The 14,894-nt window shown below is 57.6% G+C and carries 17 protein-coding genes; 12 read left to right on the top strand and 5 right to left on the bottom strand.

Annotated features, from left to right (window positions below):
- Nucleotides 1–123 precede the first annotated feature (123 nt).
- Nucleotides 124–1,065 carry a sterol desaturase family protein gene (locus tag MK208_RS09880; RefSeq protein WP_294116301.1) on the top strand — a complete coding sequence of 314 codons (942 nt, stop codon included), beginning with the start codon at nucleotides 124–126 and terminating at the stop codon, nucleotides 1,063–1,065.
- A 140-nt stretch (nucleotides 1,066–1,205) separates the two neighbouring features.
- Here MK208_RS09880 and MK208_RS09875 read toward each other — a convergent pair whose 3' ends face one another.
- Entirely contained in the window at nucleotides 1,206–1,412 is a 207-nt protein-coding gene (locus tag MK208_RS09875; RefSeq protein ID WP_294116299.1) for a cold-shock protein, read from the bottom strand.
- A 417-nt stretch (nucleotides 1,413–1,829) separates the two neighbouring features.
- Here MK208_RS09875 and MK208_RS09870 point away from each other — a divergent pair, with 417 nt between their 5' ends.
- On the top strand, nucleotides 1,830–3,155 hold the full coding sequence (locus tag MK208_RS09870) for an NAD(P)-dependent oxidoreductase (protein ID WP_294116297.1): 1,326 nt from the start codon (nucleotides 1,830–1,832) through the stop codon (nucleotides 3,153–3,155).
- Between the two features lie 115 nt (nucleotides 3,156–3,270).
- On the top strand, nucleotides 3,271–4,575 hold the full coding sequence (preA, locus tag MK208_RS09865) for an NAD-dependent dihydropyrimidine dehydrogenase subunit PreA (RefSeq protein ID WP_294116296.1): 1,305 nt from the start codon (nucleotides 3,271–3,273) through the stop codon (nucleotides 4,573–4,575).
- A gap of 99 nt (nucleotides 4,576–4,674) precedes the next feature.
- Here preA and MK208_RS09860 read toward each other — a convergent pair whose 3' ends face one another.
- Nucleotides 4,675–5,202 (bottom strand): carbonic anhydrase, encoded by a 528-nt coding sequence (locus tag MK208_RS09860; RefSeq protein WP_294116295.1) that lies wholly within the window; start codon nucleotides 5,200–5,202, stop codon nucleotides 4,675–4,677.
- A 124-nt stretch (nucleotides 5,203–5,326) separates the two neighbouring features.
- Here MK208_RS09860 and MK208_RS09855 point away from each other — a divergent pair, with 124 nt between their 5' ends.
- Nucleotides 5,327–5,977, top strand: coding sequence for a helix-turn-helix domain-containing protein (locus MK208_RS09855; RefSeq protein ID WP_294116294.1), 651 nt, complete (start codon nucleotides 5,327–5,329; stop codon nucleotides 5,975–5,977).
- Here MK208_RS09855 and MK208_RS09850 read toward each other — a convergent pair.
- Nucleotides 5,974–6,591: a TetR family transcriptional regulator C-terminal domain-containing protein gene (locus MK208_RS09850; RefSeq protein ID WP_294116293.1), complete on the bottom strand. Its 618-nt coding sequence runs from the start codon at nucleotides 6,589–6,591 to the stop codon at nucleotides 5,974–5,976. The two genes, MK208_RS09855 and MK208_RS09850, sit on opposite strands and share 4 nt — an antisense overlap.
- Nucleotides 6,592–6,672: 81 nt before the next feature.
- Nucleotides 6,673–7,320: a TetR/AcrR family transcriptional regulator gene (locus MK208_RS09845; protein ID WP_294116291.1), complete on the bottom strand. Its 648-nt coding sequence runs from the start codon at nucleotides 7,318–7,320 to the stop codon at nucleotides 6,673–6,675.
- A gap of 155 nt (nucleotides 7,321–7,475) precedes the next feature.
- Here MK208_RS09845 and MK208_RS09840 point away from each other — a divergent pair, with 155 nt between their 5' ends.
- From MK208_RS09840 to MK208_RS09830, 3 genes are all read left to right on the top strand, one after another.
- On the top strand, nucleotides 7,476–8,726 hold the full coding sequence (locus tag MK208_RS09840) for a Zn-dependent hydrolase (protein ID WP_294116290.1): 1,251 nt from the start codon (nucleotides 7,476–7,478) through the stop codon (nucleotides 8,724–8,726).
- A 256-nt stretch (nucleotides 8,727–8,982) separates the two neighbouring features.
- Nucleotides 8,983–10,440 carry a dihydropyrimidinase gene (gene hydA, locus MK208_RS09835; RefSeq protein WP_294116289.1) on the top strand — a complete coding sequence of 486 codons (1,458 nt, stop codon included), beginning with the start codon at nucleotides 8,983–8,985 and terminating at the stop codon, nucleotides 10,438–10,440.
- Nucleotides 10,440–10,817, top strand: a complete 378-nt coding sequence (locus MK208_RS09830) for a hypothetical protein (RefSeq protein ID WP_294116288.1) — start codon at nucleotides 10,440–10,442, stop codon at nucleotides 10,815–10,817. Before hydA ends, MK208_RS09830 begins: the two co-directional genes overlap by 1 nt.
- Nucleotides 10,818–10,981: 164 nt before the next feature.
- On the opposite strand, the gene MK208_RS09825 is transcribed toward MK208_RS09830, so the two are convergent.
- The gene (locus MK208_RS09825) at nucleotides 10,982–11,395 is read right to left on the bottom strand and encodes a cupin domain-containing protein (protein WP_294116287.1); all 414 of its coding nucleotides are present in this window, start codon (nucleotides 11,393–11,395) and stop codon (nucleotides 10,982–10,984) included.
- Nucleotides 11,396–11,454: 59 nt separating this feature from the next.
- On the opposite strand from MK208_RS09825, the gene MK208_RS09820 reads away from it, so the two are divergent.
- The 5 genes from MK208_RS09820 to MK208_RS09800 are packed head-to-tail and all read left to right on the top strand — an operon-like array spanning nucleotide 11,455 to nucleotide 14,887.
- Nucleotides 11,455–12,231 carry an ABC transporter ATP-binding protein gene (locus tag MK208_RS09820; RefSeq protein WP_294116286.1) on the top strand — a complete coding sequence of 259 codons (777 nt, stop codon included), beginning with the start codon at nucleotides 11,455–11,457 and terminating at the stop codon, nucleotides 12,229–12,231.
- Nucleotides 12,218–12,655: a GNAT family N-acetyltransferase gene (locus MK208_RS09815; RefSeq protein WP_294116284.1), complete on the top strand. Its 438-nt coding sequence runs from the start codon at nucleotides 12,218–12,220 to the stop codon at nucleotides 12,653–12,655. Before MK208_RS09820 ends, MK208_RS09815 begins: the two co-directional genes overlap by 14 nt.
- Nucleotides 12,652–13,524: an ABC transporter permease gene (locus MK208_RS09810; RefSeq protein ID WP_294116282.1), complete on the top strand. Its 873-nt coding sequence runs from the start codon at nucleotides 12,652–12,654 to the stop codon at nucleotides 13,522–13,524. Before MK208_RS09815 ends, MK208_RS09810 begins: the two co-directional genes overlap by 4 nt.
- Nucleotides 13,524–14,369 (top strand): ABC transporter permease, encoded by an 846-nt coding sequence (locus MK208_RS09805; RefSeq protein WP_294116281.1) that lies wholly within the window; start codon nucleotides 13,524–13,526, stop codon nucleotides 14,367–14,369. The genes MK208_RS09810 and MK208_RS09805 overlap by 1 nt, the downstream gene beginning before the upstream one ends.
- On the top strand, nucleotides 14,366–14,887 hold the full coding sequence (locus tag MK208_RS09800; RefSeq protein WP_294116279.1) for a DUF1993 family protein: 522 nt from the start codon (nucleotides 14,366–14,368) through the stop codon (nucleotides 14,885–14,887). Before MK208_RS09805 ends, MK208_RS09800 begins: the two co-directional genes overlap by 4 nt.
- Nucleotides 14,888–14,894: the final 7 nt, after the last annotated feature.

The following is a 14,894-nucleotide window of genomic DNA, read 5'->3' as shown; positions in this document are numbered from 1 at the left end:
CGGGCAGAATTTACAATTTTCAAAGCCGTAGCAAGTAAGCTAGGTAGATCAAAAGGTGCTGTTTTTGCTGTTCATGTGAGTTTTTTGGGCGCCTGAAGTTGAACGTTAAGTAGCGGAGCCAGAATGGAACTCTCTGAAATTGCTCAATTGGCTCTGTCCAAAATTACCGGCATGACGACCAATGCGAACTTGCGTCATTTCTGGGTCTATGTCCTTTGTGGAATGGGAATTGCTGTCGTTGCGCATCGGGTTGGTGGAGACGACAGAAAGTTTCGTTCTGTCTTTTTTAACAAGCAAGTCTGGGGCTCTCGATCTGCGTTGATCGACTATTCCATCCTGCTGCTTAATCCGATCTTGCTGGTTTTTGTTTTGGATTGGCTATTGCGGACTTTGTGGCAGCTTGTGCCTGTTGTCGCGGATGCAATCCGAGCATTGGGCGTGGACCTACAGTCGGAGGGGGGCTCTATCTGGGTTGCGGTGGCGTTGACCGTATCGCTTTATGTGGTCAATGACTTCATGCGTTGGTGGTTGCATTACCTGCAGCACAAGGTGCCTGTTTTGTGGGAGTTCCACAAAATCCACCACTCTGCGGAGCAGTTGAATTTTGCCACAGCAGAACGGCACCATCCGTTTGACGCGGTGTTTTTCTCTTTTGGGACGGTCACTGCGGCGGCGATTGTGAATGGTGTTTTTGTCGGACTGTTTGGGGAGCATCTGACGGTTTACCAATTGGGCGGTGCAAACGTCATTTTCTTTGCGTCAAACCTGATAGGGGGGGTGTTGAGGCACAGCCCAGCTTGGGTAAGCTATGGGCCGCGGTTGGAAAAATGGCTGATTTCGCCCGCAATGCATCAAATCCACCATTCCAGTGATCCGAAGCATTGGGACAAAAACATGGGTGGTGGATTGGCGATCTGGGATCGCTTGGGCGGCACGCTTTATGTGCCGAATGGGCGTGAAGAGCTGAATTTTGGCATTGGTGAGGAAACCAAAGACTATCGGTCGCTTTATGGGATTTACATTGAGCCAGTTTTGAAAGCCGCGCGGATTTACACGCGAAATTGAGGGCTCGGGGCACCGACTGTGTGTGATTTCACGTTGTTGGGTGAAAATGGGCTCACATGAACACAAAAGGACGTTGGCGGTTTTAGGGCAACAAAAAAGGCGCCGTATGGCGCCTTTCTCATGTCTGATCCGTCGCTCGTTTAGAGCAGGGCCAGATCCACAGCGCTTTCGCGGCCGTCGCGGCCAGCCTGCAGCTCGTAGCTGACTTTCTGGTTGTCTGCGAGGCCGGTCAGGCCGGAACGCTCAACAGCAGAAATATGTACAAATACGTCTTTGCCGCCTTCATCAGGTGCAATGAAGCCGAAGCCTTTGGTGGTGTTGAACCATTTGACGGTGCCAGTAGCCATCGTCGTTTCTCCATGTTTTGTGTCGCCCGCGACATGCGGCAACCCGGCGGGTATCTTGATCGAAAGCTGAGCCGGTTAGGAGCAGGGGGTCGAAAATAGAAACTGCGCACCCCCCATGTGATAACAACGCCCGCAGAAAACAAGGACTTTTTGTGCAATAAGTGTTTTAGCTTGTCAGATTCTACAAAAATTTCATGGCATTGCTTGCCACAAGCGGGGTGCCGCACCCCAGCGGGGAGGTTTGCGCAGAATGACGCCTGGATTTGCGTACTGCCAAAGTTTTGAGCAGGTTGCCTTGAAGCGCGCGCATTGGAGCCGTTTGTCATGTTTTGACCATGTGGTAAATTTTTTTATTGATTGGTCAAAAAACCTGTGCAAGCCTGAATGGGTAGCCAACAAGGTGTATGGGGAGGTCCTATGTCCAACACACCGTTCAGCGACGGCATCCAAGCGGGGCGTTTAGACTCTGCGGAATTGTCCGAGAATTTTGGGGATTTGCACCCCCGGTTTGACGATCACGAGGCCCTTGTGGCGGCGGATCGCTGTTATTTCTGTCACGACGCGCCCTGTATGACGGCTTGTCCGACAGACATCGATATTCCTCTGTTCATTCGTCAGATCGCCACTGGCACGCCGGAAGCGGCGGCCAAGACGATCTTTGATCAGAACATTCTGGGTGGCATGTGCGCCCGGGTGTGTCCTACGGAAACGCTCTGTGAGCAGGTCTGTGTGCGTGAAACCGCCGAAGGCAATCCGGTCGAGATTGGCCGGCTGCAGCGCTATGCCACTGATAAGCTGGTGGATGCGGGTCTGCACCCTTTTGGCCGAGCCGACAGCACCGGCAAGAAAGTCGCTGTGGTCGGCGCGGGGCCAGCGGGTCTGTCCGCGGCGCACCGTCTGGCCATGCATGGGCATGATGTCACCGTTTATGATGCGCGTCCAAAAGCGGGTGGTCTGAACGAATTTGGCATCGCGGCCTATAAATCGGTTGAGAGCTTTGCCGAGCGCGAGGTCGCATGGCTGCTGAAGATTGGTGGCATCACGGTTGAGACCGGCAAGAAGCTGGGCGACGGGCTGTCGCTGGATGGTCTGAATGCGGAGTTTGACGCGGTGTTCCTTGGCATTGGTCTGGGCGGCGTGAACGCGCTCGGCGTGGATGGCGAAGACAAAGACGGCGTCGATGATGCGGTGGATTTCATCGCGGAGCTGCGTCAGGCGGATGACCTCGGCAAAATGGCAATTGGCCGGGACGTTGTGGTGATTGGCGGTGGCATGACCGCTGTGGATGCAGCTGTGCAAGCGAAGCTCTTGGGCGCGCTGAACGTGAGCCTTGTCTATCGTCGCGGTAAAGACCGGATGAATGCGTCCGAGTTTGAACAGGATCTGGCGGCTTCCAAAGGCGTGCGGATCATCACCAATGCCTCGCCCAGAGCGGTGATTGGCAACGGCGCGGTGCGCGAGATCGAGTTCGAATACACCGACAACGATCTGAAACCAACCGGACAGACCATTCGTCTGGCGGCGGATCAGGTGTTCAAAGCCATCGGCCAGACACTGGAAGGCGAGGGCCTGCCAGCGCTGGAGTGGGGCAAGATCAAAGTGGATGACAACGGGCGCACGTCCGTGGATGGCATCTGGGCTGGTGGCGACTGTGCCACGGGCGGCGATGATCTGACCGTGACTGCGGTGGCTGAGGGTCGTGACGCGGCTGAGGATATTCATGCGGCTTTGAGCGCCGGTTGACACCATAGGCCCCGTCCCGGGCTTGACCCGGGACCTCGCGCCGGCTGCGCGATGGTTAGAGGCCCCGGATCAGGTTCGGGGCGCGGCGGGACCAAGCAAAAAAGGAGATAAGCATATGGCCAATCTCGAAAGTGACTTTGTAGGGATCAAATCCCCCAACCCGTTCTGGCTCGCCTCGGCGCCGCCAACGGATAAGGAATACAACGTGCGCCGTGCCTTTGAAGCGGGCTGGGGCGGTGTTGTGTGGAAAACTCTGGGTGCGGAAGGGCCGCCCGTTGTGAACGTCAACGGACCGCGCTACGGCGCAATTCACGGTGCAGACCGCCGGTTGCTGGGTTTGAACAACATCGAGCTGATCACCGACCGTCCGCTGGAAGTGAACCTTGAAGAAATGACGCGGGTGAAGCGGGATTATCCCGATCACGCGCTGATCGCCTCGGTCATGGTGCCGTGCGAAGAGGAAGAGTGGAAACGCATCCTTCCCATGATCGCGGAGACCGGCTGTGACGGGTTTGAGCTGAACTTTGGCTGTCCACACGGTATGGCGGAGCGCGGCATGGGCTCCGCTGTGGGGCAGGTTCCAGACTATATCGAAATGGTTGCGCGCTGGTGTAAAGAAGCCACCGACCTGCCGGTGATCGTGAAGCTAACGCCAAACATCACCAACATCCTGCATCCTGCGGAAGCGGCGCTGCGCGGTGGGGCTGATGCGGTGAGCCTGATCAACACGATCAACTCGATCACCTCTGTGAACCTGGATGCGATGAGCCCGGAGCCGATGATTGACGGCAAAGGCACGCACGGCGGTTATTGCGGCCCAGCTGTAAAGCCGATTGCGCTCAATATGGTCGCGGAAATTGCGCGCAACCCTGAAACGGCGAAGTTGCCGATTTCCGGCATCGGTGGCGTGACCACTTGGCGCGATGCGGCGGAATTCATGGCGCTGGGCGCAGGCAACGTGCAGGTTTGTACCGCGGCGATGACCTATGGATTCAAGATTGTGCAGGAGATGATCTCTGGTCTTTCCCAGTGGATGGACGAGAAGGGCTACACCTCCACCGCAGATTTTGTCGGCATGGCGACGCCAAACGTGACCGACTGGCAGTATCTGAACCTGAACCACGTCACCAAAGCGGTGATCAATCAGGATGACTGCATCAGCTGTGGCCGCTGTTACGCGGCGTGTGAGGATACGTCTCACCAGGCGATTGAGATGTCTGAGGACCGTGTGTTCACCGTGAAAGACGATGAATGCGTGGCCTGTAACCTCTGCGTCAACGTGTGTCCGGTGGAGAACTGTATCACCATGCGCACACTGGAGCCGGGTGAGATGGATGAGCGCACAAACACACCAGTGGAGGCCGATTACGGCAACTGGACCGCGCATCCAAACAACCCGATGTCCACGGCAGCGGAGTAAGCTTCACACAGGGCGGTTTGGCCCGCTTTTCAGGGATCTTCCCTTCCTGAAACTGACCGTCGCGGTGTCCCCCGCGACGGTTTTTTGTTTGTGCGATCGTTAGGTGAGTTGCGCCGGTGGGGTGAGTGTTGAAACAAGGCCGGTTTTCACATCATAGATCATGGTGGACACGGTCAAGTAGTCCGCTACGGCGGGGGAGGTGCGCAGAGTCTCAAGGTCTTCACGAAGACTGTCTTCATGGTCGTGGATGGCCAGGGGAGCAACATCGACGCCAGTTTTGGATTTGATCGCGGCCGCCAGATTTGGGTCGGTGAGCCGTTCGGAGCCGCAGTGGGTGTGCTGCATCAGGATGAGTTCAAACGGGGTGTCTTGTCCGCCGTTGATTTGGTTGATCATCACCGAAAGCGCAGCGATTTCGTCGATCACAGCCGGGGTGACGCGTCCGCCGGTGTTGCGCACCACAACCGCTTCGCCGAGGTCGAGGTTGAAGATATGGGCCGGGTCTACGCGGGCGTCCATGCAGGTCAGGATCATGGTGTTAAGCGTGGGGAAGACGGAGAGATCCGCCTCGGCAAAATTGGTCGCGAATGCCTGATTGCGTTCGAGTAGGGTGGATGTGTTGGACATAATTGCTCCTTGTTTTCAATAGGTCATCGGTTGGTCTTGGACCGATGGGAGGGATGTGGTAGTGTGCTTTAAAATTTAAAGTTATCACTTTAAAAAATAAAGCAACGCTTTCGTGAGGTCGAAGATGGCAAAGGCGCGGTCGTATAAATTGCTCTGTCCCATAGCACGGGCTTTGGATCGGATTGGGGACCGGTGGACGTTGCTGATCCTGCGGGATTTGCACGCGGGACCGATGCGGTTTGGTGAGCTACAGAAAGGCTTGCCGGGGATTGCGGCGAACTTGTTGACCGACCGGTTCAACAAACTGGTGGCGGATGGTCTGGTGTCAAAGGAGGAGACCTATGCGCTGACGCCTTTGGGGGCGCGGACGCTGGATGTTTTGTTCGAGTTGGCGGTGTTTGGCGCGGAATTTGAGCCTGAGGGCGAGGTGGTCAAACCGGGCAATTTGCGCACAGTAGTCACCACGTTGCTGGCGGCAGCGCGGCGGGCCGAGCTTGGCGACATCGCGCTGCGCGTTGGGCTGGTTGTGGATGGTGAGATGATGCAACTGGATGTGGCGGATGGGGCGGTGCGTGCCAGCTACGGTGCGCATGAGGCGCCGGATGTGGTTTTGACCGCTGGATATGAGGATTTGCTGGCCGTGTCAGAGGGTGACCTGCCGGTGGAGGCCTTCATTGGTGCACGGGCGGAACTGCAGGTGGTCACCCCCGGCGCGGAAGGTGCGTTTGCCCAGATGATGGGGGCCGTGATGGCGGTCTTGCACAGCGCGGATTAAGGCGTCAGCAGCTTGCGATACATCTGATCGAGGAAAGTGTCGGCGCCGTCGAGCGCGTCGGTGTCGCGGTCGCTGAGCACCTGCACCTGCGCGTCAAAATCGGCGTAATGCTGGGTTGTGGCCCAGATCGAGAACATCAGATGGCGCGGGTCCACATCGGCCAGTTTGCCTTGGGCGATCCATGCGCGAATGAGCGCGGTCTTCTTGTCGACCAGCGGTTTCAGGTCGCTTTCCAGATGCGGCTCCATACGCGGCGCGCCTTGCAGGATTTCATTGGCAAAGAGGCGGCTTTCGCGCGGGAATTCGCGGCTCATTTCCAATTTGCGGTGCACGTAGTCGAGGATTTCTTCAAGCGGTTCGCCGTCCGGATCCATGTGGTCCAGCGGGTCGAGCCAGGTTTCCATCAACTGGTTGAGCAGGGTGACATGGATGTCTTCCTTGCCGCCAAAATAATAGAGGATGTTGGGCTTGGAGAGACCAGCCTCTTCGGCGATCAGGTCCAGCGTGGCGCCGCGATAGCCGTGGCGGGAAAACACTTCGAGAGCGGCGTCCAGAATGCGCTTGCGGTTGCGCTGCTGAATGCGGCTGGGTTTGCGCGTCGATGCCTCGGCCATAGGTAACGTTCCGTATTTCTTTGCCTTTTAGGCTAATGCAGCCAAAGGCGTGGGTCTACAGGGATTTAGGATAGGAAAGCCTTACTCAACGGCACCAATCCCGCGCAGGATGATGGTTTTGATATTGGTTTTGGCCGCTTCCCACTGTTTGTCGTTGAGGGGGCTGCCACCGTTAAGGGTGTCGATCTGGTGGCCAAAGTCGGCGTAATGCTGGGTGGTGGCCCAAAGCATGTAGAGCAGGTGGCGCGGATCTATCGGCGCCATACGGCCCTCTGCGATCCAGCGTTCGATCACCTCGATTCGCCCGTTGGTCCAATCGGTGAGGGTGGTCTCCAGATAATCCTGAATCACCGGCGCGCCGTGCATAACCTCGCTGGCCCAGACTTTGGAGCCATCCGCATGGCGGCGGGAGATCTCCATTTTGGCGTCGATATAGGCGCCAATGCCTTCTTCGGGGCCGTCAGCCTGATCAAAGATATCGGCTGCCTGGAGCCAGATTTGGAAGATTTTTTGCACCACCTGCCGATAGAGCAACTCCTTGGTAGGAAAGTAGTAATGCAGGTTGGCCTTGGGCAGTCCGGCGACGTCGGCAATGAGCTGCATCGTGGCCCCGCCAAAGCCAGCCTCGGCGAAGACTTTTTCTGCTGCTGACAAAATGAGCGCCTCTGCCTCTTGGCGGCGCATTTTTTTGCTGGTCGCTTTGGGGGATGCCGCTGTGGTCTCTGCCATCAAAAATGCCCTGATAAAAAATCTTGACCGGTTGGTCAGGGTGTGCTCGTCTGAATTTGACCATACGGTCAGGAAGGCCGTGAGATCAAGAGCCCCACCAGCAAGGGCAGCCCAATTGGGCGCAAGCCCGGGCCAGATAATAGGGAGTAGATGCTATGGGTGCACCGGGTGAGAACCTTAAGGTGAACGCGGATCGGCTGTGGGACAGCCTGATGGAAATGGCCAAAATTGGCCCCGGTATCGCCGGTGGTAACAACCGCCAGACATTGACCGATGAAGATGCGGAAGGCCGCGCGCTGTTCCAGTCGTGGTGTGAGGCCGCGGGCATGACCATGGGCGTGGACACGATGGGCAATATGTTTGCCACCCGCCCAGGTGAGGACCCCGACGCGCTGCCGGTCTATATGGGCAGCCATCTCGACACGCAGCCAACCGGCGGCAAGTATGACGGCGTGCTGGGTGTGCTTGGCGGGCTGGAAGTTGTGCGCTCGATGAATGATCTGGGCATCAAGACCAAACACCCGATTGTGGTCACCAACTGGACCAACGAAGAGGGCACGCGCTATGCGCCAGCGATGCTGGCATCCGGTGTGTTCACCGGGCGGCACACGCAGGATTGGGCCTATGATCGCGTCGATGCTGAGGGCAAGAAGTTTGGGGATGAGCTGAAGCGGATTGGCTGGGTTGGCGACGAAGAGGTTGGCGCCCGCAAGATGCACGCGATGTTTGAGCTGCACATCGAGCAGGGGCCTATTCTGGAAGCGGAAGGCAAGGACATCGGGGTTGTGACCCATGGTCAGGGCCTGCGCTGGATTGAGTGTACCGTGACGGGTAAAGAAAGCCATACGGGTTCCACACCGATGCGGATGCGCAAGAACGCTGGGCGCGGCTTGGCGCGGATCACCGAGCTGGTGCATGAAATTGCGATGAAGCATCAGCCCAATGCGGTAGGCGCGATTGGGCATGTGGATGTCTATCCAAACTCGCGCAACATCATTCCGGGCAAGGTGGTCTTCACCATCGATTTCCGCAGCCACCTGCAAGAGGTGATTGACGCGATGTTGGCGGAGTTTGCTGAGAAGGCGCCGCAGCTTTGTGAAGAGATCGAAGTGGGTCTGGACTGGGAGATTGTCGGCCAGTTTGATCCGCCCGCCTTTGACGAGACCTGCGTGGGCGCGGTGCGCGAAGCGGCGGAGCGTCTGGGCTATAGCCACATGGATATTGTCTCCGGCGCGGGGCATGATGCCTGCTGGATCAATGATGTGGCGCCGACCGCGATGATCATGTGTCCTTGTGTGGACGGGCTGAGCCACAATGAGGCGGAAGAGATTTCCAAAGAGTGGGCGAGCGCAGGCACGGATGTGATGTTGCACGCGGTGCTCGAGACAGCGGAAGTTGTGGAGTAAGCCAGTGGTCCGCGTCATCGTTGTTAGCTTGGGAGTTGCTGTTGGAGCAATCATCGGCTGGCTTATCGTTGAGCAAAGCGGGCCTTTGGCGCCTTATGCTGGGCCCATCTACTTCGCCCCGGTCTTAATAGGGGCCACTCTCGGGGGATGGCTTGCTCGGCTGATCTGGAGAAGGTTGCTTTAGTTTCAGTGCTCGGCAGCATCAAAGACCGAAAATTCGGATAGTGCGCGCAGGCGCAAGCAGGGAGAAAACGATATGGCGACAAAAGTCATTAAGAACGGCACCGTGGTGACGGCGGATTTGTCTTATGAGGCGGATGTGCTGATTGAGAACGGGCAGATCATTGAGATTGGCAAAGGCCTCAAAGGCGACGAGACGCTGGATGCGACCGGCTGTTACGTGATGCCGGGCGGGATTGACCCACACGTGCACCTTGAGATGCCGTTTATGGGCACCTATTCAAGCGATGATTTTGAAAGCGGCACGCGGGCTGGTCTTGCGGGCGGCACCACGATGGTGGTGGATTTCTGTCTGCCGAACCAGGGCGAGAGCCTGTTGGACGCGATCAAGCGGTGGGACAACAAATCGACCCGCGCGAACTGTGACTACTCCTTCCACATGGCGGTGACCTGGTGGGGCGAGCAGGTTTTCAACGATATGAAAACCGTGATCGAGCAGCGCGGCATCAACACGTTTAAGCACTTCCTCGCCTATAAAGGCGCGTTGATGGTGAATGACGACGAGCTGTTTGCCTCGTTCAACCGTCTGGCAGAGCTGGGCGGGATTGCTATGGTGCATGCCGAGAACGGCGATGTGGTGGCGGAAATGACCGCGAAGCTGCTGGCCGAGGGCAACACCGGGCCGGAGGCGCATGCCTATTCTCGTCCGTCGCAGGTTGAAGGGGAAGCCACCAACCGGGCGATCATGATTGCCGATATGGCGGGCGTACCACTTTACGTGGTGCACACCTCCTGTGAAGAGGCGCATGAGGCCATTCGCCGGGCGCGCATGCAGGGCAAACGCGTCTGGGGTGAGCCGCTGATCCAGCACCTGACGCTGGATGAGAGCGAGTATTTCAACCCGGATTGGGACCATGCTGCGCGCCGTGTGATGTCGCCGCCGTTCCGAAATCAGAAGCATCAGGACAGCCTGTGGGCCGGTCTGCAATCTGGCTCGCTGAGTGTGGTGGCCACCGATCACTGTGCCTTTACCACGGAGCAGAAACGCTTTGGTCTTAAAGACTTCAGTCAAATTCCGAATGGGACCGGCGGGCTTGAGGATCGGATGCCGATGCTCTGGACCCATGGGGTGAACACCGGCCGGTTGACGATGAATGAGTTTGTGGCTGTGACCTCGACCAACATTGCCAAAATCTTGAACTGCTACCCGAAGAAGGGTGCCGTTTTGGTGGGCGCGGATGCAGACCTTGTGGTGTGGGATCCGGAGAAGTCTAAGACCATCACGGCAGGCAGCCAGCAGTCCTCGATTGATTACAACGTCTTTGAAGGTCATGAGGTCAAAGGTCTGCCACGCTTTACGCTGACCCGTGGTCAGGTGGCGGTGCATGACGGTGAAATTCGCACGCAGGGAGGCCACGGCCAGTTTGTGGCGCGCGAGGCCAACACCACGGTGAACAAGGCGCTGTCCACCTGGAAAGAGCTGACCTCGCCGCAGCCTGTACAGCGGTCCGGTATTCCGGCGACGGGGGTGTGATGCTAGGCGTGATGCTCATAGCTTTGATCGGTTTTTCAGCGGTTACTGTTGCTCTTATCTGGGGCATCATGTGGGCCGCTGACCGATGGTTGCATCTCTATGCAGCTATGGGTGTGGGCATTGCTGCCATTTTGTATCTTGTTCAAAACATTGCCCGTGGCATCGCCTATTGCAATGAAGACCCGGTCTATGTACCGCCTTCGCCGAGCGAGGGTGGCGAAGGCCAGATCATCGCCAATTGCGACAGTGCAGGCGGCATAGTGGATCGGGTTTATCTATATATGGTTGGCCCTGCAGCTGTACTTTGCCTTGGGGTGATCATGGTACGTATCTGGCGTCGCAGCCGGGCCTTGTCTGCTGCTGAGGTCACGTCATGAGGACGCTGGGGCTTCACATACTCGAAGAAAAAAGTGGCCTCGTGATGCAGGTTGTTGAAGACATGGCCCGGCCTTTGGCCGGGCAGCCCCCGACCGCTCCCATGGGCGGGGGCTTTGCCCCCACCCGCGGACGAGGGCTGTACTCAAGAATTGAGCGTGGCGCTTCAGGTTGGTACCAAATCTTCAAGTTCGGGCAGGAGGCGCACGCTTTCTTGTTCGTGCGGGTCGGTGCGGGCGATCACAGCAACCGCCTCAACCTCGCCGGTGTTGATCGGCAAATGCGGCACGCCGGCGGGGATGTAGACCAGATCACCCGGATCGGTGCACATAAAGTGCTCCAGCTGTTCGCCCCAATACATCACGGCATTGCCTTCGAGCACGTAAATCGCGGTTTCATGGCTTTCGTGCAGATGGGCTTTGGCGCGGCCGCCGGGCGGGATGCGCAGGAGGTGCATACAAATGCCCTGCGCTCCGGTGGTTTCGCGCGCAATGCCTTGAAAATAACTAAACCCTTGTTTGCCGTCATAAGTCTCGCCAAGGCGCAGCTTTTGACAGGTGGTGGGCATGGGGGTCGACATGGGGGCTCCTTCCCGCAGTGGACAAAAACAATAAGACTATCAGAGAAGTGGAGAGCGGTGTGTCAAGCGTGATCAGCGCCAAGAACCTGAGCCTGACGTTTCAGACCAACGATGGGCCGGTGCATGCGCTCAAGGACATCAACCTTGAGATCAACAAAGGGGATTTTGTCTCCTTCATCGGGCCGTCGGGCTGTGGCAAGACCACATTCCTGCGCTGTATGGCCGATCTGGAACAGCCCGCAGCGGGGGAGATCACCGTCAATGGGGTGAGCCCGGCAGAGGCGCGTAAGGCGCGGGCTTATGGCTATGTGTTCCAGCATGCGGGGCTGTACCCGTGGCGCACCATAGGTGGCAACATTCGCCTGCCGTTGGAGATCATGGGCGTTGATAAAGCCGAGCAGGACAAGTCCGTGAAGGAAGTGCTGGAGCTGGTGCATCTGGAAGGGTTTGAGAATAAGTATCCCTGGCAGTTGTCTGGCGGGATGCAGCAGAGGGCGTCGATTGCGCGGGCGTTGGCGTTTCAGGCCGACATTCTGTTGATGGATGAGCCGTTTGGTGCGCTGGATGAGATTGTGCGCGATCACCTCAATGAGCAGCTTTTGGAGCTGTGGGCGCGGACCAATAAGACCATTGGCTTTGTGACACACTCGATCCCGGAAGCGGTGTATTTGAGCACAAAGATTGTGGTGATGAGCCCCCGTCCGGGGCGCATACATGATGTGATTGAAAGCACATTGCCCAAAGAGCGGCCGCTGGACATTCGCGACAGCCCTGAGTTCATCGAAATTGCACATCGCGTGCGGGATGGTCTGCGTGCGGGGCATGGCGATGACTGAGGTTGCCGTGAGACTGGCGGTGGAGGCGGATGTGCCTGCAATGGCGCAGATCGTCTGTGACTGGGAGGCGGCCACGGATTGGATGGAGTCGCCTTATGGTCCCGAAGAGATTGCTGGGTTTATTCGCGAGGCGATGCCGGAGCGTGAGATTTGGGTCGCGGGTGAGCCGATTGAGGGCTACCTGTCGTTTGATCCGAGCGTGTCGCGTGTTGGTGGCCTGTACTGCAAGACCACGGGCGCTGGTGTGGGCAAGGCGTTGATGGATAAATCGAAAGCAGGGCGTGACTTTGTCTGGCTGACGACGCATGAACCAAATGAGCGGGCGCAGAAGTTCTACAAACGTGAAGGGTTTGAAGAGGTTAGTCGTCATGACGCGGAGCCACCAAACACGGTGCGTGAAGTGCGGATGGAGTGGCGGGCATGAGGAATATCGGACCGATCCTGACCGTTGTCGCTGCGATCTTTGTGCTGTGGTATGCGGGGGCCGTCGCGCTCAATGCGCCTTGGGCCTATGACAAAGCCAAACGCGCCAATGTGGAGATCACCTTCTCTGAGATGGTGGCCGACACGATGCAGCAAAAGAAACCCAAGCTTCCGGCACCGCATCAGGTGGGCAAGGAAATTTGGAAAACCACCGGCGAGATGGTCGCCAAAGGTCGCGCATTTTCCAAGCGCAGCCTGATTTATCACAGCTGGATCACGCTCTCCGCGACCCTTTTGGGCTTTGCGCTGGGCACGGGGTTGGGCGTCGCTCTGTCGGTGGGGATTGTTTACAACCGCACCATGGACATGAGCGTCATGCCCTGGGTGATTGCCAGTCAGACCATTCCGATCCTGGCGATTGCGCCGATGATTATTGTGGTTTTAAACGCGATTGGCATTTCCGGCCTGCTGCCCAAAGCGGTGATTTCCATGTATCTCAGCTTCTTCCCGGTGGTTGTCGGCATGGTGAAAGGCCTGCGCAGCCCGGATCATATGATGGTCGATCAGATGAAGACCTGGAGCGCTACCAAAGGCCAGGAGTTCTGGAAACTACGTTTGCCAAGCTCGATGCCGTTCCTGTTCCCCTCGTTGAAGGTGGCCATGGCGGCCTCGCTGGTGGGGGCCATTGTGGGGGAATTGCCGACGGGGGCTGTGGCCGGATTGGGCGCGCGGTTGCTGGCAGGCAGTTACTATGGACAGACGATCCAGATCTGGAGCGCGTTGATCACGGCAGCGGCCCTTGCGGCGGCACTGGTGGCGATCATTGGCGTGATCCAGAAAGTGGTTCTCAAACGGATGGGGATGGCGTGATGGGTTGGATTGTTTTTGGACTAGTTGCGTGGCTGGTGGGCTGGCGGGTGAATTCTTACCTGTCCCATCGTCCGCGGACGCAGTTTAGCGCGTTGGCGGTGCCAGTGATATTTGGTCTGACCATTGTGGTGCTTTGGGAATGCGCGGTGCGCGGGTTTGAGATCAACCCGGTGCTTCTGCCTGCGCCCACGGCGATTGCGCTGAAGTTTGCCACGTCGATCCCGATCCTGTGGGAAGACTTTGTGCAGACGGTGATCAAAGGCGCGATGTCTGGGTACATTCTGGGCTGTGGTGCAGCTTTCCTGACCGCGCTGGTGATTGACCGTTTCCCGTTTTTGCAACGGGGCTTGCTGCCGGTGGGCAACTTTGTCGCCGCGCTGCCGATCATTGGCATGGCACCGATCATGGTGATGTGGTTTGGCTTTGACTGGCAATCCAAGGCCGCCGTGGTTGTGGTCATGGTGTTCTTTCCGATGTTGGTGAACACGGTGGAAGGCCTGCAAGCGACGGATCATATGCAGCGGGATCTGATGCGGACCTATGCGTCCAGCTATGGTCAGACGTTGATGAAACTGCGGCTGCCTGCGGCGATGCCGTTTATCTTCAATGGATTGAAAATCTCCACCACGCTGGCCTTGATCGGGGCGATCGTTGCTGAATTTTTTGGCAGTCCGATCAAAGGCATGGGCTTCCGGATCTCGACAGAGGTTGGTCGGCTTGCGCTGGATATGGTTTGGGCGGAGATTGTGGTCGCAGCCTTGGCAGGCTCGCTGTTTTACGGCGGTGTGGCCTTGCTTGAGAAGTCTGTGACCTTCTGGCATCCCTCACAGAGGAAATCGCGATGAGCGACACGTCTTTCCACTCTTACGTGCGTGTGTTTGAGCACTATCTGGAGCGCATCGCGTACCTGATGGCACAGGCCACGCCGGAAGCGTTGGAAGGGCGGTTGACGCCGGAGAGTTTCACGGCGCTGGAGAACTTTGCGATTGCGCAGGGCTATGTGTTGCGCAGTCTGTTTCCGTTTTTGGGACGGGAGGTGCCGGAGTTGGCAGAGGCCAGTTCGGTGGCGGATGTAAACTTGCGCGGGGCGTTTGTACGGGCGCAGATTGCGGCCCTGACGCCCGCGGATTTTGCGGGGGCGGAGACCCGCGCAGTGACCCATGTGGCCGGCGAAGCCACGCTTACCCAGCCGGCTTGCGACTTCATCACCCTTTACGGGATGCCAAATTTCTTTTTTCATCTGAACATGGGCTACGCGATCCTGCGGGCGCAGGGCGTGGCTATTGGCAAAGGTGATTTTGACGATTTTCATAGCTACCCCAAGGGGTTCAGCTTTGTAACAAACGCCGCAGAGACGGTGTGACAACTAT

The sequence above is a fragment of the Shimia sp. genome (assembly GCF_022448905.1).
Classification (GTDB): Bacteria; Pseudomonadota; Alphaproteobacteria; order Rhodobacterales; family Rhodobacteraceae; genus Shimia.
Note: the sequence above shows the minus strand (reverse complement) of the source record. Positions and strands in the feature narration are given on the sequence as shown.

What these genes read in the sequence shown, in the direction of transcription:
- MK208_RS09880 (WP_294116301.1), top strand. Translation starts at nt 124, where the DNA reads ATGGAACTCTCTGAAATTGCTCAATTGGCTCTGTCCAAAATTACCGGC.
- hydA (WP_294116289.1), top strand. Translation starts at nt 8,983, where the DNA reads ATGGCGACAAAAGTCATTAAGAACGGCACCGTGGTGACGGCGGATTTG.
- MK208_RS09815 (WP_294116284.1), top strand. Translation starts at nt 12,218, where the DNA reads ATGGCGATGACTGAGGTTGCCGTGAGACTGGCGGTGGAGGCGGATGTG.
- preA (WP_294116296.1), top strand. Translation starts at nt 3,271, where the DNA reads ATGGCCAATCTCGAAAGTGACTTTGTAGGGATCAAATCCCCCAACCCG.
- MK208_RS09840 (WP_294116290.1), top strand. Translation starts at nt 7,476, where the DNA reads ATGGGTGCACCGGGTGAGAACCTTAAGGTGAACGCGGATCGGCTGTGG.
- MK208_RS09870 (WP_294116297.1), top strand. Translation starts at nt 1,830, where the DNA reads ATGTCCAACACACCGTTCAGCGACGGCATCCAAGCGGGGCGTTTAGAC.
- MK208_RS09875 (WP_294116299.1), bottom strand. Translation starts at nt 1,412, where the DNA reads ATGGCTACTGGCACCGTCAAATGGTTCAACACCACCAAAGGCTTCGGC.
- MK208_RS09810 (WP_294116282.1), top strand. Translation starts at nt 12,652, where the DNA reads ATGAGGAATATCGGACCGATCCTGACCGTTGTCGCTGCGATCTTTGTG.
- MK208_RS09860 (WP_294116295.1), bottom strand. Translation starts at nt 5,202, where the DNA reads ATGTCCAACACATCCACCCTACTCGAACGCAATCAGGCATTCGCGACC.
- MK208_RS09850 (WP_294116293.1), bottom strand. Translation starts at nt 6,591, where the DNA reads ATGGCCGAGGCATCGACGCGCAAACCCAGCCGCATTCAGCAGCGCAAC.
- MK208_RS09845 (WP_294116291.1), bottom strand. Translation starts at nt 7,320, where the DNA reads ATGGCAGAGACCACAGCGGCATCCCCCAAAGCGACCAGCAAAAAAATG.
- MK208_RS09825 (WP_294116287.1), bottom strand. Translation starts at nt 11,395, where the DNA reads ATGTCGACCCCCATGCCCACCACCTGTCAAAAGCTGCGCCTTGGCGAG.
- MK208_RS09830 (WP_294116288.1), top strand. Translation starts at nt 10,440, where the DNA reads ATGCTAGGCGTGATGCTCATAGCTTTGATCGGTTTTTCAGCGGTTACT.
- MK208_RS09805 (WP_294116281.1), top strand. Translation starts at nt 13,524, where the DNA reads ATGGGTTGGATTGTTTTTGGACTAGTTGCGTGGCTGGTGGGCTGGCGG.
- MK208_RS09855 (WP_294116294.1), top strand. Translation starts at nt 5,327, where the DNA reads ATGGCAAAGGCGCGGTCGTATAAATTGCTCTGTCCCATAGCACGGGCT.
- MK208_RS09800 (WP_294116279.1), top strand. Translation starts at nt 14,366, where the DNA reads ATGAGCGACACGTCTTTCCACTCTTACGTGCGTGTGTTTGAGCACTAT.